The organism is Niallia sp. FSL R7-0271, from assembly GCF_038005785.1.
Taxonomy (GTDB): domain Bacteria; phylum Bacillota; class Bacilli; order Bacillales; family Cytobacillaceae; genus Niallia.
The window spans coordinates 77,128-97,693 of the sequence record NZ_JBBOTZ010000001.1 but is presented as its reverse complement, the minus strand read 5'-3'; the positions used below and the strand labels follow the sequence as shown (position 1 = coordinate 97,693).

The 20,566-nt window shown below is 42.3% G+C and carries 15 protein-coding genes, 7 tRNA genes and 3 rRNA genes; all 25 read right to left on the bottom strand.

Annotated features, from left to right (window positions below; all coding sequences use genetic code 11):
* Positions 1–3: 3 nt before the first annotated feature.
* The 25 genes from MKX82_RS00520 to tilS all read right to left on the bottom strand — a co-directional run bounded on the left by MKX82_RS00520 (position 4) and on the right by tilS (position 20,514).
* A tRNA-Arg gene (locus MKX82_RS00520) sits at positions 4–80 on the bottom strand.
* A gap of 18 nt (positions 81–98) precedes the next feature.
* Positions 99–187 (bottom strand) — tRNA-Leu (locus tag MKX82_RS00515).
* Positions 188–202: 15 nt separating this feature from the next.
* Positions 203–277, bottom strand: a tRNA-Gly gene (locus tag MKX82_RS00510).
* 17 nt (positions 278–294) lie between these two features.
* A tRNA-Leu gene (locus MKX82_RS00505) sits at positions 295–379 on the bottom strand.
* A gap of 5 nt (positions 380–384) precedes the next feature.
* A tRNA-Lys gene (locus tag MKX82_RS00500) sits at positions 385–460 on the bottom strand.
* An 18-nt stretch (positions 461–478) separates the two neighbouring features.
* Positions 479–554: transfer RNA gene (locus MKX82_RS00495), tRNA-Thr, on the bottom strand.
* Between the two features lie 7 nt (positions 555–561).
* Positions 562–637: transfer RNA gene (locus MKX82_RS00490), tRNA-Val, on the bottom strand.
* 7 nt (positions 638–644) lie between these two features.
* Positions 645–761 (bottom strand): 5S ribosomal RNA (gene rrf, locus MKX82_RS00485).
* Between the two features lie 72 nt (positions 762–833).
* A 23S ribosomal RNA gene (locus MKX82_RS00480) occupies positions 834–3,769 on the bottom strand.
* A 236-nt stretch (positions 3,770–4,005) separates the two neighbouring features.
* Positions 4,006–5,554, bottom strand: a 16S ribosomal RNA gene (locus MKX82_RS00475).
* The 16S, 23S and 5S rRNA genes sit together here with 7 tRNA genes alongside, the layout of an rRNA operon.
* Before the next feature lie 402 nt (positions 5,555–5,956).
* Positions 5,957–7,450, bottom strand: a complete 1,494-nt coding sequence (lysS, locus tag MKX82_RS00470; protein ID WP_237940529.1) for a lysine--tRNA ligase — start codon at positions 7,448–7,450, stop codon at positions 5,957–5,959.
* A 179-nt stretch (positions 7,451–7,629) separates the two neighbouring features.
* Positions 7,630–8,628: a tRNA dihydrouridine synthase DusB gene (gene dusB, locus MKX82_RS00465; RefSeq protein ID WP_233318750.1), complete on the bottom strand. Its 999-nt coding sequence runs from the start codon at positions 8,626–8,628 to the stop codon at positions 7,630–7,632.
* 20 nt (positions 8,629–8,648) lie between these two features.
* Positions 8,649–8,864: a helix-turn-helix domain-containing protein gene (locus tag MKX82_RS00460; protein ID WP_233318752.1), complete on the bottom strand. Its 216-nt coding sequence runs from the start codon at positions 8,862–8,864 to the stop codon at positions 8,649–8,651.
* Positions 8,813–9,343 (bottom strand): 2-amino-4-hydroxy-6-hydroxymethyldihydropteridine diphosphokinase, encoded by a 531-nt coding sequence (gene folK / locus MKX82_RS00455; protein ID WP_251648006.1) that lies wholly within the window; start codon positions 9,341–9,343, stop codon positions 8,813–8,815. Before folK ends, MKX82_RS00460 begins: the two co-directional genes overlap by 52 nt.
* Positions 9,340–9,702, bottom strand: a complete 363-nt coding sequence (gene folB, locus MKX82_RS00450; protein WP_251648007.1) for a dihydroneopterin aldolase — start codon at positions 9,700–9,702, stop codon at positions 9,340–9,342. Before folB ends, folK begins: the two co-directional genes overlap by 4 nt.
* Complete coding sequence (folP, locus tag MKX82_RS00445) at positions 9,695–10,525, bottom strand: dihydropteroate synthase (protein ID WP_341074494.1); 831 nt, start codon at positions 10,523–10,525, stop codon at positions 9,695–9,697. The genes folB and folP overlap by 8 nt, the downstream gene beginning before the upstream one ends.
* A gap of 2 nt (positions 10,526–10,527) precedes the next feature.
* The gene (pabC, locus tag MKX82_RS00440; protein WP_341074492.1) at positions 10,528–11,397 is read right to left on the bottom strand and encodes an aminodeoxychorismate lyase; all 870 of its coding nucleotides are present in this window, start codon (positions 11,395–11,397) and stop codon (positions 10,528–10,530) included.
* A gap of 2 nt (positions 11,398–11,399) precedes the next feature.
* Complete coding sequence (gene pabA / locus MKX82_RS00435; protein ID WP_341074491.1) at positions 11,400–11,984, bottom strand: aminodeoxychorismate/anthranilate synthase component II; 585 nt, start codon at positions 11,982–11,984, stop codon at positions 11,400–11,402.
* 8 nt (positions 11,985–11,992) lie between these two features.
* Complete coding sequence (locus MKX82_RS00430) at positions 11,993–13,390, bottom strand: anthranilate synthase component I family protein (protein WP_233318766.1); 1,398 nt, start codon at positions 13,388–13,390, stop codon at positions 11,993–11,995.
* A 147-nt stretch (positions 13,391–13,537) separates the two neighbouring features.
* Positions 13,538–14,470: a cysteine synthase A gene (gene cysK / locus MKX82_RS00425; protein WP_233318769.1), complete on the bottom strand. Its 933-nt coding sequence runs from the start codon at positions 14,468–14,470 to the stop codon at positions 13,538–13,540.
* Between the two features lie 195 nt (positions 14,471–14,665).
* The gene (gene hslO / locus MKX82_RS00420; protein ID WP_233318771.1) at positions 14,666–15,544 is read right to left on the bottom strand and encodes an Hsp33 family molecular chaperone HslO; all 879 of its coding nucleotides are present in this window, start codon (positions 15,542–15,544) and stop codon (positions 14,666–14,668) included.
* Between the two features lie 30 nt (positions 15,545–15,574).
* A complete protein-coding gene (locus MKX82_RS00415) occupies positions 15,575–16,345 on the bottom strand; it encodes a type III pantothenate kinase (protein ID WP_233318773.1) in 771 nt (256 codons plus the stop codon).
* 185 nt (positions 16,346–16,530) lie between these two features.
* Positions 16,531–18,450, bottom strand: a complete 1,920-nt coding sequence (gene ftsH, locus MKX82_RS00410; RefSeq protein WP_233318775.1) for an ATP-dependent zinc metalloprotease FtsH — start codon at positions 18,448–18,450, stop codon at positions 16,531–16,533.
* A 107-nt stretch (positions 18,451–18,557) separates the two neighbouring features.
* Positions 18,558–19,106 (bottom strand): hypoxanthine phosphoribosyltransferase, encoded by a 549-nt coding sequence (gene hpt / locus MKX82_RS00405; RefSeq protein ID WP_233318777.1) that lies wholly within the window; start codon positions 19,104–19,106, stop codon positions 18,558–18,560.
* 22 nt (positions 19,107–19,128) lie between these two features.
* Positions 19,129–20,514 carry a tRNA lysidine(34) synthetase TilS gene (gene tilS / locus MKX82_RS00400; RefSeq protein WP_237940524.1) on the bottom strand — a complete coding sequence of 462 codons (1,386 nt, stop codon included), beginning with the start codon at positions 20,512–20,514 and terminating at the stop codon, positions 19,129–19,131.
* Positions 20,515–20,566: the final 52 nt, after the last annotated feature.

The following is a 20,566-nucleotide window of genomic DNA, read 5'->3' as shown; positions in this document are numbered from 1 at the left end:
ATTTGGCGCGCCCGAAAGGAGTCGAACCCATAACCTTCTGATCCGTAGTCAGACGCTCTATCCAATTGAGCTACGGGCGCTAAATATTTGAAAAACAATGGTGCCGAGGACCGGAATCGAACCGGTACGGTAGTCACCTACCGCAGGATTTTAAGTCCTGTGCGTCTGCCAGTTCCGCCACCCCGGCATTGTTTTTTAAAAATGGAGCGGAAGACGAGGTTCGAACTCGCGACCCCCACCTTGGCAAGGTGGTGTTCTACCACTGAACTACTTCCGCTCGAGTATTAAATTAAATGGTGCGGGTGAAGGGAGTCGAACCCCCACGCCTTGCGGCGCTAGATCCTAAGTCTAGTGCGTCTGCCAATTCCGCCACACCCGCATAAATGGTGAGTCATGCAGGATTCGAACCTGCGACCCTCTGATTAAAAGTCAGATGCTCTACCAACTGAGCTAATGACTCATCTCTATTAATAAAAGATGGTGCCGACGAGAGGACTTGAACCCCCAACCTACTGATTACAAGTCAGTTGCTCTACCAATTGAGCTACATCGGCGTTTGTATGGTGGAGGATGACGGGATCGAACCGCCGACCCTCTGCTTGTAAGGCAGATGCTCTCCCAGCTGAGCTAATCCTCCATTATACGCCTGGCGACGTCCTACTCTCACAGGGGGAGAGCCCCCAACTACCATCGGCGCTGAGAAGCTTAACTTCCGTGTTCGGTATGGGAACGGGTGTGACCTTCTCGCTATCGCCACCAGACTATTTGTATTTTGAGAGTTATTCCCTCAAAACTAGATTATGTTGTAAGAAGAAAGAATGAGTAATCATTTATTAGTTAAGTCCTCGATCTATTAGTATTTGTCAGCTCCACGTGTCACCACGCTTCCACCTCAAACCTATCAACCTGATCATCTTTCAGGGATCTTACTAGCTTACGCTATGGGAAATCTCATCTTGAGGGGGGCTTCATGCTTAGATGCTTTCAGCACTTATCCCTTCCGCACATAGCTACCCAGCTATGCCTTTGGCAAGACAACTGGTACACCAGCGGTGCGTCCATCCCGGTCCTCTCGTACTAAGGACAGCTCCTCTCAAATTTCCTACGCCCACGACGGATAGGGACCGAACTGTCTCACGACGTTCTGAACCCAGCTCGCGTACCGCTTTAATGGGCGAACAGCCCAACCCTTGGGACCGACTACAGCCCCAGGATGCGATGAGCCGACATCGAGGTGCCAAACCTCCCCGTCGATGTGGACTCTTGGGGGAGATAAGCCTGTTATCCCCGGGGTAGCTTTTATCCGTTGAGCGATGGCCCTTCCATGCGGAACCACCGGATCACTAAGCCCGACTTTCGTCCCTGCTCGACTTGTAGGTCTCGCAGTCAAGCTCCCTTGTGCCTTTACACTCTACGAATGATTTCCAACCATTCTGAGGGAACCTTTGGGCGCCTCCGTTACTTTTTAGGAGGCGACCGCCCCAGTCAAACTGCCCACCTGACACTGTCTCCCACCCCGATAAGGGGTGCGGGTTAGAATGTCAATACAGCCAGGGTAGTATCCCACCAATGCCTCCACCGAAGCTGGCGCTCCGGCTTCCAAGGCTCCTACCTATCCTGTACAAGCTGTACCAAAATTCAATATCAGGCTACAGTAAAGCTCCACGGGGTCTTTCCGTCCTGTCGCGGGTAACCTGCATCTTCACAGGTACTATAATTTCACCGAGTCTCTCGTTGAGACAGTGCCCAGATCGTTACACCTTTCGTGCGGGTCGGAACTTACCCGACAAGGAATTTCGCTACCTTAGGACCGTTATAGTTACGGCCGCCGTTTACTGGGGCTTCAATTCAGAGCTTCGCGCGAACGCTAACCCCTCCTCTTAACCTTCCAGCACCGGGCAGGTGTCAGCCCCTATACTTCGCCTTACGGCTTCGCAGAGACCTGTGTTTTTGCTAAACAGTCGCCTGGGCCTATTCACTGCGGCTCTCTCGGGCTTGCACCCAAAAGAGCACCCCTTCTCCCGAAGTTACGGGGTCATTTTGCCGAGTTCCTTAACGAGAGTTCTCTCGCTCACCTTAGGATTCTCTCCTCGCCTACCTGTGTCGGTTTGCGGTACGGGCACCTTGAATCTCGCTAGAGGCTTTTCTTGGCAGTGTGGAATCAGGAACTTCGGTACTATATTTCCCTCGCCGTCACAGCTCCGCCTTCACGGTAATGGGATTTGCCTCATTACCAGCCTAACTGCTTGGACGTGCTAATCCAACAGCACGCTTACCCTATCCTCCTGCGTCCCCCCATCGCTCAAACGATTCATAAGGTGGTACAGGAATATCAACCTGTTGTCCATCGCCTACGCTCTTCAGCCTCGGCTTAGGTCCCGACTAACCCTGAGTGGACGAGCCTTCCTCAGGAAACCTTAGGCATTCGGTGGATGAGATTCTCACTCATCTTTCGCTACTCATACCGGCATTCTCACTTCTAAGCGCTCCACCAGTCCTTACGGTCTAGCTTCAACGCCCTTAGAACGCTCTCCTACCACTGACATCACTAGATGTCAATCCACAGCTTCGGTGATACGTTTAGCCCCGGTACATTTTCGGCGCAGAGTCACTCGACCAGTGAGCTATTACGCACTCTTTAAATGGTGGCTGCTTCTAAGCCAACATCCTGGTTGTCTAAGCAACTCCACATCCTTTTCCACTTAACGTATACTTTGGGACCTTAGCTGGTGGTCTGGGCTGTTTCCCTCTTGACTACGGATCTTATCACTCGCAGTCTGACTCCCAAGGATAAGTATTTGGCATTCGGAGTTTGTCTGAATTCGGTAACCCGATGGGGGCCCCTAGTCCAAACAGTGCTCTACCTCCAATACTCTTACCTTGAGGCTAGCCCTAAAGCTATTTCGGAGAGAACCAGCTATCTCCAAGTTCGATTGGAATTTCTCCGCTACCCACACCTCATCCCCGCACTTTTCAACGTGCGTGGGTTCGGGCCTCCATCCAGTGTTACCTGGACTTCACCCTGGACATGGGTAGATCACCTGGTTTCGGGTCTACGACCACATACTATTACGCCCTATTCAGACTCGCTTTCGCTGCGGCTCCGTCTCTTCAACTTAACCTCGCATGTAATCGTAACTCGCCGGTTCATTCTACAAAAGGCACGCTATCACCCATTAATGGGCTCTAACTACTTGTAGGCACACGGTTTCAGGATCTATTTCACTCCCCTTCCGGGGTGCTTTTCACCTTTCCCTCACGGTACTGGTTCACTATCGGTCACTAGGGAGTATTTAGCCTTGGGAGATGGTCCTCCCTGCTTCCGACGGGATTTCACGTGTCCCGCCGTACTCAGGATCCACTCAGGAGGGAACGAAGTTTCGACTACAGGGTTTTTACCTTCTATGACTGGCCTTTCCAGACCTATTCATCTACCCCGTTCCTTTGTAACTCCATGTAGAGTGTCCTACAACCCCAAGAGGCAAGCCTCTTGGTTTGGGCTAATCCCGTTTCGCTCGCCGCTACTCAGGGAATCGCGTTTGCTTTCTCTTCCTCCGGGTACTTAGATGTTTCAGTTCCCCGGGTCTGCCTTCTGTTACTCTATGTATTCAAGTAACGATACTATCCCATTACGGATAGTGGGTTCCCCCATTCGGAAATCTCCGGATCAAAGCTTACTTACAGCTCCCCGAAGCATATCGGTGTTAGTACCGTCCTTCATCGGCTCCTAGTGCCAAGGCATCCACCGTGCGCCCTTTCTAACTTAACTTGTTTCGGCTAAAGATGTTACTCTTTACCCTAAAATTCTTCTATTAAATAGAGAATCTAAGATGGCGATTACTCGGTTTCTTTCTTGGTTCTTACTATTCATAATCTAGTTTTCAAGGAACAAATTCGGCTAATGATGTTAATCATTACCCTGATGTTTTGAGGAATTGCTCCCTCAAAACTGAACAACAAAATCATCAACAATCTGTGAATGGAACGAATTCCATTTTTCCTTAGAAAGGAGGTGATCCAGCCGCACCTTCCGATACGGCTACCTTGTTACGACTTCACCCCAATCATCTATCCCACCTTAGGCGGCTGGCTCCTAAAAGGTTACCCCACCGACTTCGGGTGTTACAAACTCTCGTGGTGTGACGGGCGGTGTGTACAAGGCCCGGGAACGTATTCACCGCGGCATGCTGATCCGCGATTACTAGCGATTCCAGCTTCATGTAGGCGAGTTGCAGCCTACAATCCGAACTGAGAATGGTTTTATGGGATTGGCTCGACCTCGCGGTTTTGCTGCCCTTTGTACCATCCATTGTAGCACGTGTGTAGCCCAGGTCATAAGGGGCATGATGATTTGACGTCATCCCCACCTTCCTCCGGTTTGTCACCGGCAGTCACCTTAGAGTGCCCAACTAAATGCTGGCAACTAAGATCAAGGGTTGCGCTCGTTGCGGGACTTAACCCAACATCTCACGACACGAGCTGACGACAACCATGCACCACCTGTCATCCTGTCCCCCGAAGGGGAACGTCCTATCTCTAGGATTGTCAGGAGATGTCAAGACCTGGTAAGGTTCTTCGCGTTGCTTCGAATTAAACCACATGCTCCACCGCTTGTGCGGGCCCCCGTCAATTCCTTTGAGTTTCAGCCTTGCGGCCGTACTCCCCAGGCGGAGTGCTTAATGCGTTTGCTGCAGCACTAAAGGGCGGAAACCCTCTAACACTTAGCACTCATCGTTTACGGCGTGGACTACCAGGGTATCTAATCCTGTTTGCTCCCCACGCTTTCGCGCCTCAGCGTCAGTTACAGACCAAAGAGTCGCCTTCGCCACTGGTGTTCCTCCACATCTCTACGCATTTCACCGCTACACGTGGAATTCCACTCTTCTCTTCTGCACTCAAGTCCCCCAGTTTCCAATGACCCTCCACGGTTGAGCCGTGGGCTTTCACATCAGACTTAAAGGACCGCCTGCGCGCGCTTTACGCCCAATAATTCCGGACAACGCTTGCCACCTACGTATTACCGCGGCTGCTGGCACGTAGTTAGCCGTGGCTTTCTGGTTAGGTACCGTCAAGGTACGAGCAGTTACTCTCGTACTTGTTCTTCCCTAACAACAGAGTTTTACGATCCGAAAACCTTCATCACTCACGCGGCGTTGCTCCGTCAGACTTTCGTCCATTGCGGAAGATTCCCTACTGCTGCCTCCCGTAGGAGTCTGGGCCGTGTCTCAGTCCCAGTGTGGCCGATCACCCTCTCAGGTCGGCTACGCATCGTCGCCTTGGTGAGCCGTTACCTCACCAACTAGCTAATGCGCCGCGGGCCCATCTGTAAGTGACAGCGTAAACCGTCTTTCAGCTTTTCTACATGAGTAGAAAAGGATTATCCGGTATTAGCTCCGGTTTCCCGAAGTTATCCCAGTCTTACAGGCAGGTTGCCCACGTGTTACTCACCCGTCCGCCGCTAACTTAAAAAGCAAGCTTTTTAAGTCCGCTCGACTTGCATGTATTAGGCACGCCGCCAGCGTTCGTCCTGAGCCAGGATCAAACTCTCCGATAAAGAGTAAGATTAGCTCATTTGCTAAACTCTAGCTTTTTGTTACTTTGTTTTCATCTTTATAACGCAAGTTATAAAAACGATTATTGTTGACGTTTTGTTTGTTCAGTTTTCAAAGAGCAATTTCTGTCGCTATCAGACGACTTTTTTAATATTACCAGAAGCCTACTTTCAAGTCAACAGTTTTTAAAATTATTTTTCATTTGTGTTACTGGCTTGTTTCAGCAACGAATATAAATATACCACCCTATTCGACCCTATGCAACTCTTTTTTTAAAGAAAAAATATTCTAATAACTATATCTGCATTTTACCCATAAGTACATGAACAAAACCAGCAGACAACCTAAAAGTTTTTATTATATTAAAAGACCTGGAATGTCTCTGCATTCCAGGTCTTTTTTAATTATGAGCGGTGTCTCATTAATGGGAATAATAGTACATCTCTGATAGATGGTGCATTTGTCAATAGCATAACTAGTCTGTCGATACCGATACCTAGTCCACCTGTTGGAGGCATACCATATTCAAGCGCCTCTACAAAGTCGTCATCCATTAGATGAGCTTCATCATTTCCTTGCTCTCTTTCTTTCAGCTGTGCTTCAAATCTTTCTCTTTGATCAATCGGATCATTTAACTCTGTAAATGCATTCGCATGCTCTCTACCTACGATAAACAATTCGAAACGATCAGTGAATCGCGGATCCTCATCATTTTTCTTCGCTAATGGTGAGATTTCAAGCGGGTGCCCGAAAATAAATGTTGGTTGAATCAGCTTCTCTTCTACTCTTTGCTCAAAGAACTCATTAACTATATGTCCATAAGTCATGTGCTCATTGATTTCAATATTGTTTTCTTTAGCTAGTTTTCTTGCTTCCTCTACTGACATCTCAGGCCAGAAATCAACACCTGTATATTGTTTAATTGCATCAACCATATGAAGTCTTGTCCATTCTGGTTTAAGATCTACTTCATATTCTCCGTATGGTATTGTTGTCGTACCATGAATTTCTTGAGCAATATGTGCAACTAAATTTTCTGTCAGACTCATGATATCACGGTAATCAGCATACGCTTCATAAAGTTCAATCATTGTAAATTCAGGATTATGTCTAGTAGAAACCCCTTCGTTCCTAAATACACGGCCTATTTCATAAACCTTCTCCATACCGCCGACAATTAATCTTTTCAGATGTAGTTCAATCGCAATACGCATGTATAACGGCATATCTAAAGCATTATGATGTGTAATAAATGGACGTGCAGATGCACCACCTGCAATCGAATGCATCATCGGTGTTTCTACTTCTAAATAACCATGGTCGTCTAAGTATCTGCGCATAGCCTGAATAATTTTACTGCGAAGAATAAATGTATGCTTGCTTTCTTCACTAGAAATTAAATCAAGATAACGCTGACGGTAGCGCTGTTCAATATCTTTTAATCCATGGAACTTATCAGGAAGCGGGCGCAATGCTTTTGTAAGCAAAGTGAAATCCTTAACCTTTATAGACAGCTCTCCAACATTCGTTTTAAATAGAGTTCCTTCCACTCCGACAATATCCCCTAGATCTACTGTGTTAAAAATTGCGTATTGGTCCTCTCCAACAGCATCTTTTCTAACATAAAGCTGGATTTGTCCTGCAAGATCTTGAATATGAGCAAAACCTGCTTTACCTTTTCCTCTTTTAGTCATTACTCGCCCTGCAAGAGAAACAATAATCCCCTTCTCTTCAAGTTCTTCCTTAGAAAGAGAATCAAATTGGCTTTTTAACTCCTCCGATAAATGGGTACGTTCAAATCTTTTGCCGAAAGGATCTATACCTTGATCACGAAGATCAGTCATTTTGTTTCGTCTAACTTGTAATTGGTCATTTAAATTCAATTCTTCATGACTCATGCTTAAATCAACTCCACCATCTTTATTTATGTATGACACCTTTTAAGGTAGTCGTGACTTTAATTACATACTTTATTATTCTACACAATGTTACAACTACAGACACTAAAAAAGAAAAAAAACCGCCAGTTTTTTTCACCGGCAGCCTTTTGGTCGTGTATGAAATAAGAAATAAGGTATTATCCTACTTGAATTTCCCTTTCTTTCGCTTCTTCTTCCAATACTAAACCATTTAATAACGAAACGAGCTGCTCGCGAGTTTCACATTCATTCACTCCATTGCGTGCTTTCGCATTTCCTCGAATACCCTTTAAGTACCAGGCTGCATGCTTTCTCATTTCTCTAACGGCGATATATTCATCTTTTAAATTTATTAAACGATCTAAATGAAGGATACAAACATCTATCTTTTCACGTACAGATGGTTCACCTGCAAGCTTCCCTGTTTCAAGATAGTTTACAGTACGATAGATCATCCATGGGTTTCCTAAAGCAGCTCTGCCGATCATTACTGCATCACAACCAGTTTCATCAAGCATTCTTTTTGCATCTTGGGGCGTATTAACATCTCCATTCCCAATCAGCGGGATGTTGATGGATTGCTTAACCTCACGGATAATATCCCAATTCGCTTGGCCCTCATACAATTGCACACGTGTCCGTCCATGCAGTGCTACTGCTGAACCACCAGCACGCTCCACTGCCTGGGCATTGCGCACAGCATATATATGCTCTTCATCCCAACCCATGCGCATCTTTACTGTAACTGGCTTATCTACCGCTTCAACTACAGCTGATACCATATCATATATTTTGTTGGGATCAAGCAGCCATTTAGCTCCTGCATCGCATTTCGTAATTTTAGGAACAGGGCAACCCATGTTGATATCAATAATATCAGCATTAGTATTCTTATCAACAAATCGAGCAGCCTCAACCAACGTTTCCTTTTCTCCGCCGAAAATCTGCAAGCTTAGAGGATTTTCTCTTTCATCTATATATAACATGTTCATTGTTTTTTGATTTTTTGAGACAATCCCTTTATCGCTGATCATTTCTGCACAAACTAAACCTGCGCCGAATTCCTTTACTGTTAAGCGAAATGCCGAGTTAGATATTCCTGCCATTGGCGCTAAAACAACACGGTTATTCATCTCAACATTGCCTATCTTAAACAAATTTTTACCTCCCTTTGTTTTCAGCTATTAATATTCGGATCTAGCTCTTCTCTGCTTATCTTTAACACTTTAACGATTGAATCAATTATCTCATCAGAGGGAACTCGGTTACCTCTTTCTATTTCTCCTAATATAGATACAGACACAAGCAGTTCTTTAGCAAGATTCTCTTGTGTATATCCTTTTAGTTTTCGAAAAGCTCGAATACGTCTTCCCCATTTTTCTGATGTCTCCATACTCTTACTCCTTCTTTATCCTGCAAAAGCTCTAGACTTTCTTGTAAACGTGTGGATTTATTCGGTATCTTCACGAAAGGAGCTATCTCTATTAATGGAATTAGAACAAAAGCCCTTTCCTCTATTCTTGGATGTGGAACAATTAGCTTCTCTGATTCTATATTTTCGTGATTATACAATAAAATGTCAAGGTCTATTGTCCTTGGGCCCCATTTAATTATCCTTTTCCTTCCAAGTTCTTGCTCAATACTTTGGCAAACTTCTAATAATGCAAACGGCGATAATGAAGTGCATACTTCAACAGCTATATTTAGGAACATTTCCTGATCCCTATAACCTACAGGATCTGTTTCATAAATGGAGGAAACACTTACCACTTTTATATCCTCGTATTGGTTCAGCTTTCGGACGGCTTCCTCCAAATTCTGCAATCGATTGCCTATATTTGATCCTAATGATAAGAACGCCGCGTTATTCATCCGCGCTTCCTCGTTATCTCAACAGAAACAGATTGATAATGACCCGGAATTGGCGGGTCCGGCTTAATCACGCGTACCATCACACTAAAAATGCGCTCGTAGCTTCCCAGCAACTTTTGTGCTATTGCCTCTGCAACAGACTCAATCAGTTTAACAGGGTCACCTTCTACAACTTCCTTCACATCGAAATAAAGCTGTCCATAATTAATGGAATACTCCAGATTATCAGTAGTTCCTGCTTGTTGTAGATCTGTCTCAACTTCTAGGTCAATAATAAATCTTTGCCCCAGTTTTGTTTCTTCTTTGAAAACTCCATGATACCCATAGAACTCCATTTTGTTTAATGCTATCTTATCCACCGTACTGCCCCTTTCCCATTAAAGCATCCATCATACGAGCCATTCTTGTCATCTCCTTGACATCATGCACCCGGATAATTTGGCAGCCTTTCTGAATTCCAAAACATACAGTTGCACCAGTGCCTTCTAGTCTTTCCGCTACTGGCAAGTCTAAGATCTTTCCAATCATGGACTTTTTAGAGGTGCCAAGCAGCACAGGGTAACCTAGTGCTACGAGCTTGTCCAAATTACGCATCATTTCAAGGTTATACGTTAAATCCTTCGCAAAACCAATACCTGGATCAAGAATGATTTTGTCTTTTTTCACACCCGCTTTTACGGAGATATCAATACTTTCGTTCATATCAGCAATAACATCTTCTACAAATGATTGATAGTCCTTGTCATTGCGATTATGCATAAGCACAATCGGTGCATCATACTCTACAGCTACAGCTGCAATTTCTGGTTCTCGTTTTGCTCCCCAAATATCATTAATAATATGAGCCCCGGATGCCATAGCTGCTCTTGCAACCTTTGCCTTATAAGTGTCAATGGAAATAGGAACGTCTACTTCATTCGAGATCAACTCAATGATAGGAGCAACCCTTTCTATTTCCTCTTCTGCAGAGATTTCTGTATACCCTGGTCTTGTTGATTCTCCGCCAATATCTAAAATATCCGCGCCGTTTTCAACCATTTCCTGAGCATGCAATAGTGCTTTGTCTCGCTCGTTATACTTGCCCCCATCTGAGAAGGAATCTGGATTAACATTTAATATGCCCATCACAATTGTTCTTTCTTGAAACGGCAGTTTGTACTTCCCGAATTTTATATTCTGCATCCTTATCTATGTCCTCCTAACTCATCAATTGACCATAAGTATGAACAATTATCTTTATATCTTGTATAGAGCATCTGCACAATGGGACCACTGACTCCTTTGTACGATTCTGACCCAATACTTTTGATTGCGACAATTTCCTGAATGGAATTTGTGATAAATACCTCATCTGCCTCCAATAAATTTTCCTGCTTATATAGTCCTTCCCGCACCTCTAACCCTGATTGAGCTGCCAACGCTAGGATAAACCGTCTAGTAATTCCGTTCAATATACCTGTTTCCACACTTGGAGTATATAAAATCCCATTTCTTATCCAAAATAAATTAGATGTTATCCCTTCAGCCACGTAACCTTCTTTTGTCAAAAAAAGTCCCTCCATCTGAACATCCTCACCTATCTCTCTCTTAGCTAAAAGGTTATTCAAATAATGATGGGACTTCAGTCTTTCATCACCCTCAGGAGTATTCCGCCGTATCCTCAGCCATTCCGCTTTTTTCTCTCCAAGTGATTCACCGGTTTGCAATGATTTCATATACATTATAACGTTTGGTTCGGTATAAGAGGATGTTTGAAGTCCTATACCACCGATTCCGGCCGAAACATTAAAGCGAATATATGCATTTTCCAGCTTATTTTCATTCAATAATCGCTGAATGATTTGATTTGTTTCTTCTCTGCAAAAGGAACGGTCTATATTCAGCTGCCTTAACCCTTTATTAAGCCGGCCCAGATGACTGTCCAATAGGAACGGATGTCCTCTGTATGTGCGGAAAGTTTCAAACAGACCAGCACCGTACATAAACCCATGATCGAAAACAGAAATCTGTGCCTTTTCGCGAGGGATGATTTCTCCATTTATATAAATATACACTATCAGGAAGCAGCCCCTTTTTTATATAACTCAACAAAGTTGGCTAGAATATCCATACCAGCTGTTGTCATGATTGATTCTGGATGAAATTGCACTGCCTCGATAGGAAGCTCCTTATGGCGCAGCGCCATTATTTCCCCCTCCTTAGTCCATGCAGAAACTTCCAGACAGTCAGGCAAGGAAGTTTTTTCGACAAGAAGAGAATGATATCTTGTTGCTGGGAAGGGGTTCGGCAAGCCTTCAAATATAGTCTTATTATCATGGTAGATTGGAGAAGTTTTGCCGTGCATTAAATTTCCAGCTCGGATTACCTTTCCACCGAATGCTTGAGCAATTGCTTGATGTCCTAAACACACACCAAAGATAGGCAACTCTCCAGCAAATGCACTTATCGCCTCAAGACTTATCCCCGCCTCATTTGGCGTACAAGGTCCTGGAGATATCATTAAGTATTCAGGATTTACTCTTCTGATTTCTTCTAAAGAAGTTTTATCATTGCGGCTGACAGTCAGATCACTGCCTAATGAACCTAAATACTGCACAAGATTATACGTAAATGAATCATAATTATCGATCATATATATCATTTCTTCACCTATTTCTCTTCTGCCAGTTCTTTCGCATTCCATAGAGCTCTGGCTTTTTTCATTGATTCCTTATACTCATTACTTGGGACAGAATCTATGACAATCCCAGCCCCAGCTTGTACATACGATTTCTTATCTTTCACAAGCATCGTTCTAATCATAATATTTAATTCAATATCTTTATTAAAACCAATCCAGCCCATTGACCCGGTATAAGGTCCTCTTCTTACAGGCTCGAGTTCTTCAATAATTTCCATTGTTCGTATTTTCGGGGCTCCTGTTATCGTTCCTCCCGGGAACATACTGTCAATCAGGTCGTATTCATCATACTTAGCAGCTAATTTCCCACGGACATTAGAAACAATATGCATCACATGAGAGTACTTTTCTATTGCCATGAACTCATCAACTTCAACTGAACCGTACTCACAAACCCTTCCTAGGTCATTCCGTTCGAGATCAACGAGCATCACATGCTCTGCCCGTTCCTTTTCACTGTTAATGAGTTCATCAGCAAGCTTCTGATCCTCATCATTATCTTTACCTCTCGATCTTGTGCCTGCAATCGGGCGAGTACTAACCTCATCACCTTTTTTCTTCACTAACAGCTCAGGCGAACCGGAAACAAGCTGAAAATCAGGTGTGTGAAAATACCCCATATACGGTGATGGGTTGAGGATGCGCAGCTGATTATACACTTCCAAAGCTGAAACGTTTAGTGACTTCATTTGGCGAACAGACAAGTTTACTTGAAAAACGTCTCCTTGAGAAATATATTCTTGTATTTTCCTGACTGACTGTTGAAATTCATTATCCTTAATAGAAACCTCTTGTCCCATTGTTTTTTCAGGAGTAAGCATTTGGTGTTCAACTTTCCTGTTCTCCTGTAGCTTTTCCACTGCTTTATCTATTCTATCTTCCACTTCGGAGGAAGTTGCTTCTGTGTATAAGGCTGACAGCCATAATTTGTTTTCCTTCAGATCATAAACAAACCAATTATCAAAAAGCATAAAAAATACATCTGGTGTTTCTAAATCATCAACTGCAATATTCGGGATTTCTTCAATATAGCGGATATAATCATAGCTTATGAATCCAATCGCTCCCCCTTGAAACTCTGGAGATTCATGGTTAGCTTCTACTTCATACTCCTTCATTATCTGTTTAACTGTATGGAGCGGATTGCCTTTATGTATAGTTGTTCCCTCTATGCCCACTACTTCTAATGTATTGTCTTTTCCGATCATCGTGGCAATAGGGTTCATTGCAGCAATGCTGTATCTTCCACCCCTGCCGCTTTCCAAGATGGCATAATACTGTGATTCTTGGGATAACTGAATGAACTGCTCATAAAATTGAGCATATGAAATACTTAAACTCTTGCTGAAAACCTTAAATTTTTTCAATTCACTCTCGCTCCTTCTATTTCTCTTTTATCATCATACATGATGAAGCAGAGGAAAAACAAAAAAATTTGCCGGCATTTTTCAGGTGGCCGTCTATATTGCTAAGCAAAAAAAAGACAGCCCACCGGCTGTCTTTTTCTTGCATGATTACTCTTCATCAAATTGGTATAAAGCTGTGCTCAAATAACGCTCTCCGTTACTTGGAATTACAGCCAAGACTTTTTTGCCTTTTCCTAGTTCTTTAGCAACCTTAATGGCAGCATAGATAGCAGCACCAGAAGAGATTCCACCAAGAATACCTTCTTCTTTACCTGCTTTTCTAGCATATTCGAATGCTTGATCTGTTGTTACTTGAATAATATCATCATAAACTTCACTATTCAGGATTTCTGGCACAAAACCTGCCCCAATTCCTTGAATTTTGTGAGGACCTGGTTTTCCTCCAGATAATACTGGAGAATCCGTTGGTTCTACTGCATATATTTTAATATCATTATATTTTTCTTTTAATACTTCTCCGGCTCCTGTAATTGTTCCGCCAGTGCCAATTCCTGCGATAAACGCATCTAAGCCTTCATCACCAAAAGCTGCCACGATTTCTGGACCAGTAGTGCTTCTATGAACTTCAGGATTAGAAACATTTTTAAACTGCTGTGGTAGGAAATATCCATTTTCTTTAGACAATTCTTCCGCTTTGCGAATTGCGCCACCCATGCCCTCAGGTCCTGGTGTTAATACTAGTTCTGCACCGTATGCTCTTAGCAAGTTACGGCGCTCCAAGCTCATTGTTTCAGGCATAACAAGAATTGCTTTATATCCTTTTGCAGCTGCAACCATTGCTAAGCCAATCCCTGTGTTTCCGCTAGTAGGCTCAATAAGTGTGCTGCCAGGCTTCAAATCACCGCTCTGCTCAGCAGCTTCAATCATCGCTAGAGCAATACGGTCTTTAACACTGCTACCTGGATTCATATATTCTAATTTAAGATATACATCTGCACTTGCTTCATCTGTTAAACGGTTTAATTTTACAATAGGAGTTTGACCTATTAAATCTACAACTGAATTAGCTATACGAGTCATTCTTAATCTCTCCCTTATCTCTTAATCCGAGTATCTTAATTGGTATTCTATTAATTATTAATTTATCAATGAATGCCCATTTTGTCAATTGATTTGTTCTTATTTTCGAAAAAATCCAAACATAATCCTTGATTGAAAATCCACTTACCAGAATAAAAAAATAAGCCTGGTGCAAACATGCACCAGGCTTATTTTTTATAGCGCTTCTTCAAGAAGCTCCTCTAATTCAGTTTTGGAGAAAAGGTATTTTTCATTACAGAAGTGGCAGTGTGCTTCAGCCTTTTCATCTGTTGCGATCATATCTTCTATTTCTGCCTTGCCTAAACTGATAATTGCCGTTGAAAATCGCTCCTTTGAGCATGTACATGTGAACGATACGGGCATCTTCTCAATAATTTTCATATTATCTTTTCCAAAGATTTCTTCCAGAATTTCTTCCGGAGTAAGACCTTTTTCAATCAGCTTAGAGATCGGCGGTATTTCTTGTAATCTCTTCTCAATTTTTGTGATGGTTTCATCATCTGTTCCTGGCATAAGCTGAATGATGAATCCGCCAGCCGCTAAGATTGAGTTATCTGGATTAACAAGTACTCCGACACCGACAGATGAAGGTACTTGCTCTGATGTCACCAAGTAGTAAGTAAAATCTTCTCCAAGCTCCCCAGATACAATCGGCACTTGCCCTGTGAAGTAGTCACGCATTCCGATATCTTTAACAACAGACAGTGTTCCCTCTGTTCCTACCGCTCTTCTAACATCCAGCTTTCCATGTTCGTTTAAATCAAAATGAGTTTGTGGATTCGTTACATAGCCCCTTACTTCACCTTTCGCATTTCCATCAACAAGGATTAGCCCTATAGGTCCATCTCCATCTACTTTCACCGTTAGCTTTTGATCACCTTTAAGCATTGCTCCCAACATTGCTGTAGCAGATAAAGTTCTTCCTAATGCCGCAGATGCAGTAGGCCAAGTGTAGTGCCTGCGTTGAGCCTCAGCAACTGTCTCTGTGCTTCTAACAGCATATGCACGTACTTGATCGTTAAAGGCTAAAGCCTTTACTAAATAATCACTCATAAAATACCTCTTTTCCTATATTCTTATTACTTACTTTTCCTTATTTTTCTTATATATAAGCTGTAAACCTTTTAATGTTAAAAATGGATCTACTACGTCAATTGCATTTGATTCTTGACTGATGAGATTAGCTAGTCCGCCTGTTGCAATTACCTTTGGATTTTCTGAGCTCTGCTCTTTCATTCTCTTTACAATACCCTCAACTTGTCCAACATATCCATATAATATTCCAGACTGCATAGCAGATACTGTGTTTTTGCCTACCACTCCATCCGGGCGGGCAATTTCTATTCTCGGCAGCTTAGCAGCTTTAGAATATAGAGCTTCTGTCGCAATATTAATACCAGGTGCAATAGCTCCACCCATATATTGTTTATGCTCATTAACATAGCAGAATGTTGTTGCAGTTCCAAAGTCTACAATTATTAATGGGCTCCCGTATTCATGTATCGCAGCAACTGCATTAACAATCCTGTCTGCACCTACCTCTTTTGGATTATCATATTTAATGTTCAGCCCTGTTTTCGTTCCAGGACCAACTACTAACGGTTTAATATTAAAGTATTTATGACACATTCTTTCTAGAGAGAACATAATCGGCGGTACTACAGAGGAAATAATAATTCCGTCAATATCCGAAAACTTTAAGCCCACATGGTCAAACAGAGACTTGATTATCATGCCATATTCATCTTCCGTTTTAAAGCGGTTCGTTTCTATTCTCCAGTGTTGTGTCAGCTTATCGCCTTCGTATACACCTAGCACTATATTTGTATTCCCAATATCAAAAACAAAAATCAAAGTCAGTCACCACTTTTTTATTATTCTTCAAACACCATCTATTTAAGCAGCTGTTGCCCTTAATAGATGTATGGATTATTAGCACTAAAATATCATAACATACGAGCATATGTAAGTGAAATCCAATGAACTTTACGGAAGAAAAAAGGGAATGCACAAGTGTGCATTCCCTTATAGTGAAGGTTTTAATCTTCTTTAGTCTCTTCATCTTCTTTTTTCATATTGATGTTGACTTTCACATCATCATTTGTGAATGATTCAGCTTTTTTAGAACGGTCTGGAAGAACTCCATCTTTATACAGGCTAGTGATTTGTTCCGCATCCAATGTTTCGATTTCTAACAATGTTTCGGCAATCAAGTTTAGCTTCTCCCTGTTTTCAGTTAAGATTGTTTTCGCTCTTTCATAGCTCTCTTTAATGATGCGTTGAATTTCTTGGTCAATATCATATGCGATAGCATCTGAATAGTTTTGTTCATTATTCAAATCTCTGCCAAGGAAGACTTGACCTCCTTGCGCTTGACCGAATTGAAGCGGTCCAAGCTTTTCGCTCATTCCATATTCAGTAACCATTTTGCGAGCAATGTTTGTTGCTCTTTGGAAATCATTATGTGCACCAGTGCTGACTTCACCGAAGACAATATCCTCTGCCACACGGCCGCCAAGCAATCCAGTAATTTTGTCTAACAACTCTTGCCTTGTCAGTAAGAAGCGGTCTTCTTTTGGAAGCATAACTGCATAGCCTCCAGCTTGACCCCTTGGTACGATGGTAACTTTATGCACCATATCTGCCTCATCAAGGACAACACCTATGATTGTATGACCAGCTTCGTGGTATGCCACAATATTTCTTTCTTTTTTAGAAATGACACGGCTCTTTTTGGACGGACCAGCAATTACACGGTCTGTTGCCTCATCCATATCTTCCATATCAATCTTTTTCTTATCTGCTCTTGCAGCGACAAGTGCTGCTTCGTTAAGCAAGTTTTCTAAATCTGCGCCTGAGAAACCAGGTGTACGCATCGCAATGCTTTTTAAATCTACTGATGGATCTAATGGCTTGTTGCGGGCATGTACACGCAATACTGCTTCACGGCCAGTAACATCAGGTCGGTCAACAGTGATTTGACGGTCAAAACGTCCTGGACGCAATAACGCTGGGTCAAGAATGTCCGGTCGGTTAGTCGCAGCGATAATGATGATCCCTTCGTTTGCTCCAAAACCATCCATCTCAACCAACAATTGGTTCAGAGTTTGTTCACGCTCATCATGGCCTCCGCCGAGCCCTGCCCCACGCTGACGACCTACTGCGTCAATCTCATCTATAAAGATAATACATGGTGCATTCTTTTTCGCTGTTTCAAATAGGTCACGTACACGAGATGCACCGACCCCAACAAACATTTCCACAAAGTCAGATCCGCTGATGGAGAAGAATGGAACTCCTGCTTCACCTGCGACAGCTCTTGCTAATAATGTTTTACCTGTTCCAGGAGGTCCATTAAGAAGGACACCCTTCGGAATTCTTGCTCCTAGCTCAGCAAATTTTCTTGGGTCTTTCAGGAATTCTACAACTTCTACTAACTCTTGCTTCTCTTCATCCGCTCCTGCTACATCTTTAAAACGGACTTTCTTCTTCTCTTCATTATAAAGCTTCGCTTTGCTCTTTCCAAAGTTCATTACTCGACTGCCGCCGCCTTGCGCTTGGTTGAGCAAGAAGAAGAACAAGATGAATATAATGACAAAAGGAATAATAGAAGTAAAGAATGTCACCCAGCTGCTCGTTTCTTGAGCAGGAAGGACATCAATTTTTGATCCTTCTGTAGCCGCTTTATCAATGCGGTTTTGAACAGTTTCATTATTCGTTACGTAAGAAACGAAGTATTCATCTTCACTGTAAGAATCTAACTGCCCGCGTAATTCTAAAACGCCTCGTTCAGGCTGCTGTGTAATGGAACTGACATCACCTTCTTCAAGGTGCTTAATCAGATCGGTATACGATAATTGCTTGGTTGGCTCGTTATTACCATTAAAGAAACTTACCACACCAATAATTACTAAAAATATTAATAAATAAAAGATGGTATTACGGAAAATACGGTTCATCCCTTACCTCCTCCCACGGTAAACAAACTATATTGTATAGTAACATAGAAAATTGTGTAAATTCAAGAAATTACCCTCTTGAACACAAAACTTCCCTGTCACTCCAATTACTCGTTATTGTTAGTATAAACTTCTGGTTTTAAAACACCAATGTAAGGCAAATTACGGTATCTTTCAGCATAATCAAGTCCATAACCTACAACAAATTCATCTGGAACGATAAATCCAATGTAATCAGCTTGTAAATCTACTTTCCTTCCAGAAGGCTTATCAAGCAGCGTCACAATCTTGATGGATTTTGCTTTGCGGTAACGGAATAGCTCAACAAGGTAGCTTAATGTTAAGCCGCTGTCAATTATGTCTTCAATAATAAGGATATCTCTTCCTTCTACAGAAGTATCCAAATCCTTTAAGATTTTCACTTCACCAGAAGATACTGTTGAGTTTCCATAGCTAGAAACATCCATAAAGTCCATTTCCAGATATGTATCCATGCGTTTCAAAAGGTCAGCCATAAATGGCATAGCTCCTTTAAGCACTCCCACAGCTAAAGGAAATTTATCCTTATAATCCTCTGTTAATTGAAAACCAAGGTCCTTAATCTTACCTTGTAGTTCATCTTCAGAAATCAATATTTTTTCGATATCATGTTTCATTGCTTGTGTGCCCCCTAGAAGATCATTGCTTTTTATATGTTATTAATAGATTATAACCACTATTCGCCTGCTTTAAAGAAAAAACAGATTTTTTTAGCCCAGGAACCCATAATATGTTATCGTTCCCATCTGTAATGATTGGCCATCCGTCTCTCTCTTGCAGAGGAATCTTTGCATCGATGAACAGTTTCTTCACTTTCTTCATCCCATTCATTCCTCTAACTTGTATCTTATCCCCGTTTTTCCTTGTCCTTATAACAAGCGGAAAGGTAATTGATTCAGGATCAACAAGGATAGCATCTGCAATCGGAGTTTGAATGCTGCTAGTATATTCTACCCTAATATAATGCCCATTTGGTAATAATATCTCTCCCGATTTCAAAAATTCATGATAAAAGGGTTCATTTGGTGAAATATTTAATTGAAAGTGTGCCAAATGGTAGGATTTAATTACCTTCAAACCTTCTGGGAGATCAATGTTTCCGGAAGAATGAGGATTCTGAAACAATGCAATAATTTGGTTAGTATGTAATGCGGATAAGGAAGATATCTTCTCTTTATAGAGATAATTTAATATTAGATGAATACATCTTCTTTGTAAAGAAATAGCTATTGAGAGGAATGCGTTAATATCAACTGTTATCTCATTTTCTCTCTGGCTCTTTACCACTTTACTCCAAACTGATTTCGTTGCTGCCAATAAAAAGGCCTCGTCCTCCTCCGCTTCCTCGCTAAAACGCTGAAAATGGGCTGCGGCATTCGGATTTTCCTGCTTTAAGAATGGCAGAACATGCTTTCGAAATCTGTTCCTGCTGTATACTTCTTTATCATTGCTCGGATCTCTTCTAGGGAAAAGCATATGCCTATTACAGTATTCCTCTATTTCCTGCTTTTCTAAACATAAAAATGGCCTAAATAATCTTCCCGGCCCAAAAGGGCGGCTGAAGGGAATTCCAGCTCTCGACTTAGCACTACTTCCTCTCGTCAAGCGCATTAAAATCGTCTCAATCTGATCATCTGCATGATGACCGAGGGCAAGAAGGGATATACCACTCTCTTCCATAATTTCTTTGTAAAATGCATATCGGCATTCTCGTGAAGCCAGCTGGCCATTTTTTCCGGTTTGCTTTATAATAGCCGGCATATCGATTTGCTTCCAAATGAATGGAATGGATTTTCCCTTGCAAAATTCTTCTACAAATTTTGCATCTTCTAATGATTCCTCCCCTCTGAACATATGATCAACATGTGCCGCTATCACCTTTATATTCCAGGCTGACTCTTTGCTCCAAAGGAAGTGAAGCAGTGCCAAGGAATCTGGTCCACCAGACACTCCAACAAGCACTCTCGCACCGCTAAGCGACAATTCCTTCTTTTTCAGATACTCTACTACCTTTTCTTCCAACATTAAAATACTTCCTTAATTTATCACTATTCTGCATAGTAATCTGTTATGACCT

What these genes read in the sequence shown, in the direction of transcription:
- pabA (WP_341074491.1), bottom strand. Translation starts at nt 11,984, where the DNA reads ATGATATATATGATCGATAATTATGATTCATTTACGTATAATCTTGTG.
- folK (WP_251648006.1), bottom strand. Translation starts at nt 9,343, where the DNA reads ATGAATAACGCGGCGTTCTTATCATTAGGATCAAATATAGGCAATCGA.
- MKX82_RS00460 (WP_233318752.1), bottom strand. Translation starts at nt 8,864, where the DNA reads ATGGAGACATCAGAAAAATGGGGAAGACGTATTCGAGCTTTTCGAAAA.
- tilS (WP_237940524.1), bottom strand. Translation starts at nt 20,514, where the DNA reads ATGTTGGAAGAAAAGGTAGTAGAGTATCTGAAAAAGAAGGAATTGTCG.
- cysK (WP_233318769.1), bottom strand. Translation starts at nt 14,470, where the DNA reads ATGACTCGTATAGCTAATTCAGTTGTAGATTTAATAGGTCAAACTCCT.
- hslO (WP_233318771.1), bottom strand. Translation starts at nt 15,544, where the DNA reads ATGAGTGATTATTTAGTAAAGGCTTTAGCCTTTAACGATCAAGTACGT.
- hpt (WP_233318777.1), bottom strand. Translation starts at nt 19,106, where the DNA reads ATGAAACATGATATCGAAAAAATATTGATTTCTGAAGATGAACTACAA.
- lysS (WP_237940529.1), bottom strand. Translation starts at nt 7,450, where the DNA reads ATGAGTCATGAAGAATTGAATTTAAATGACCAATTACAAGTTAGACGA.
- folP (WP_341074494.1), bottom strand. Translation starts at nt 10,525, where the DNA reads ATGCAGAATATAAAATTCGGGAAGTACAAACTGCCGTTTCAAGAAAGA.
- ftsH (WP_233318775.1), bottom strand. Translation starts at nt 18,450, where the DNA reads ATGAACCGTATTTTCCGTAATACCATCTTTTATTTATTAATATTTTTA.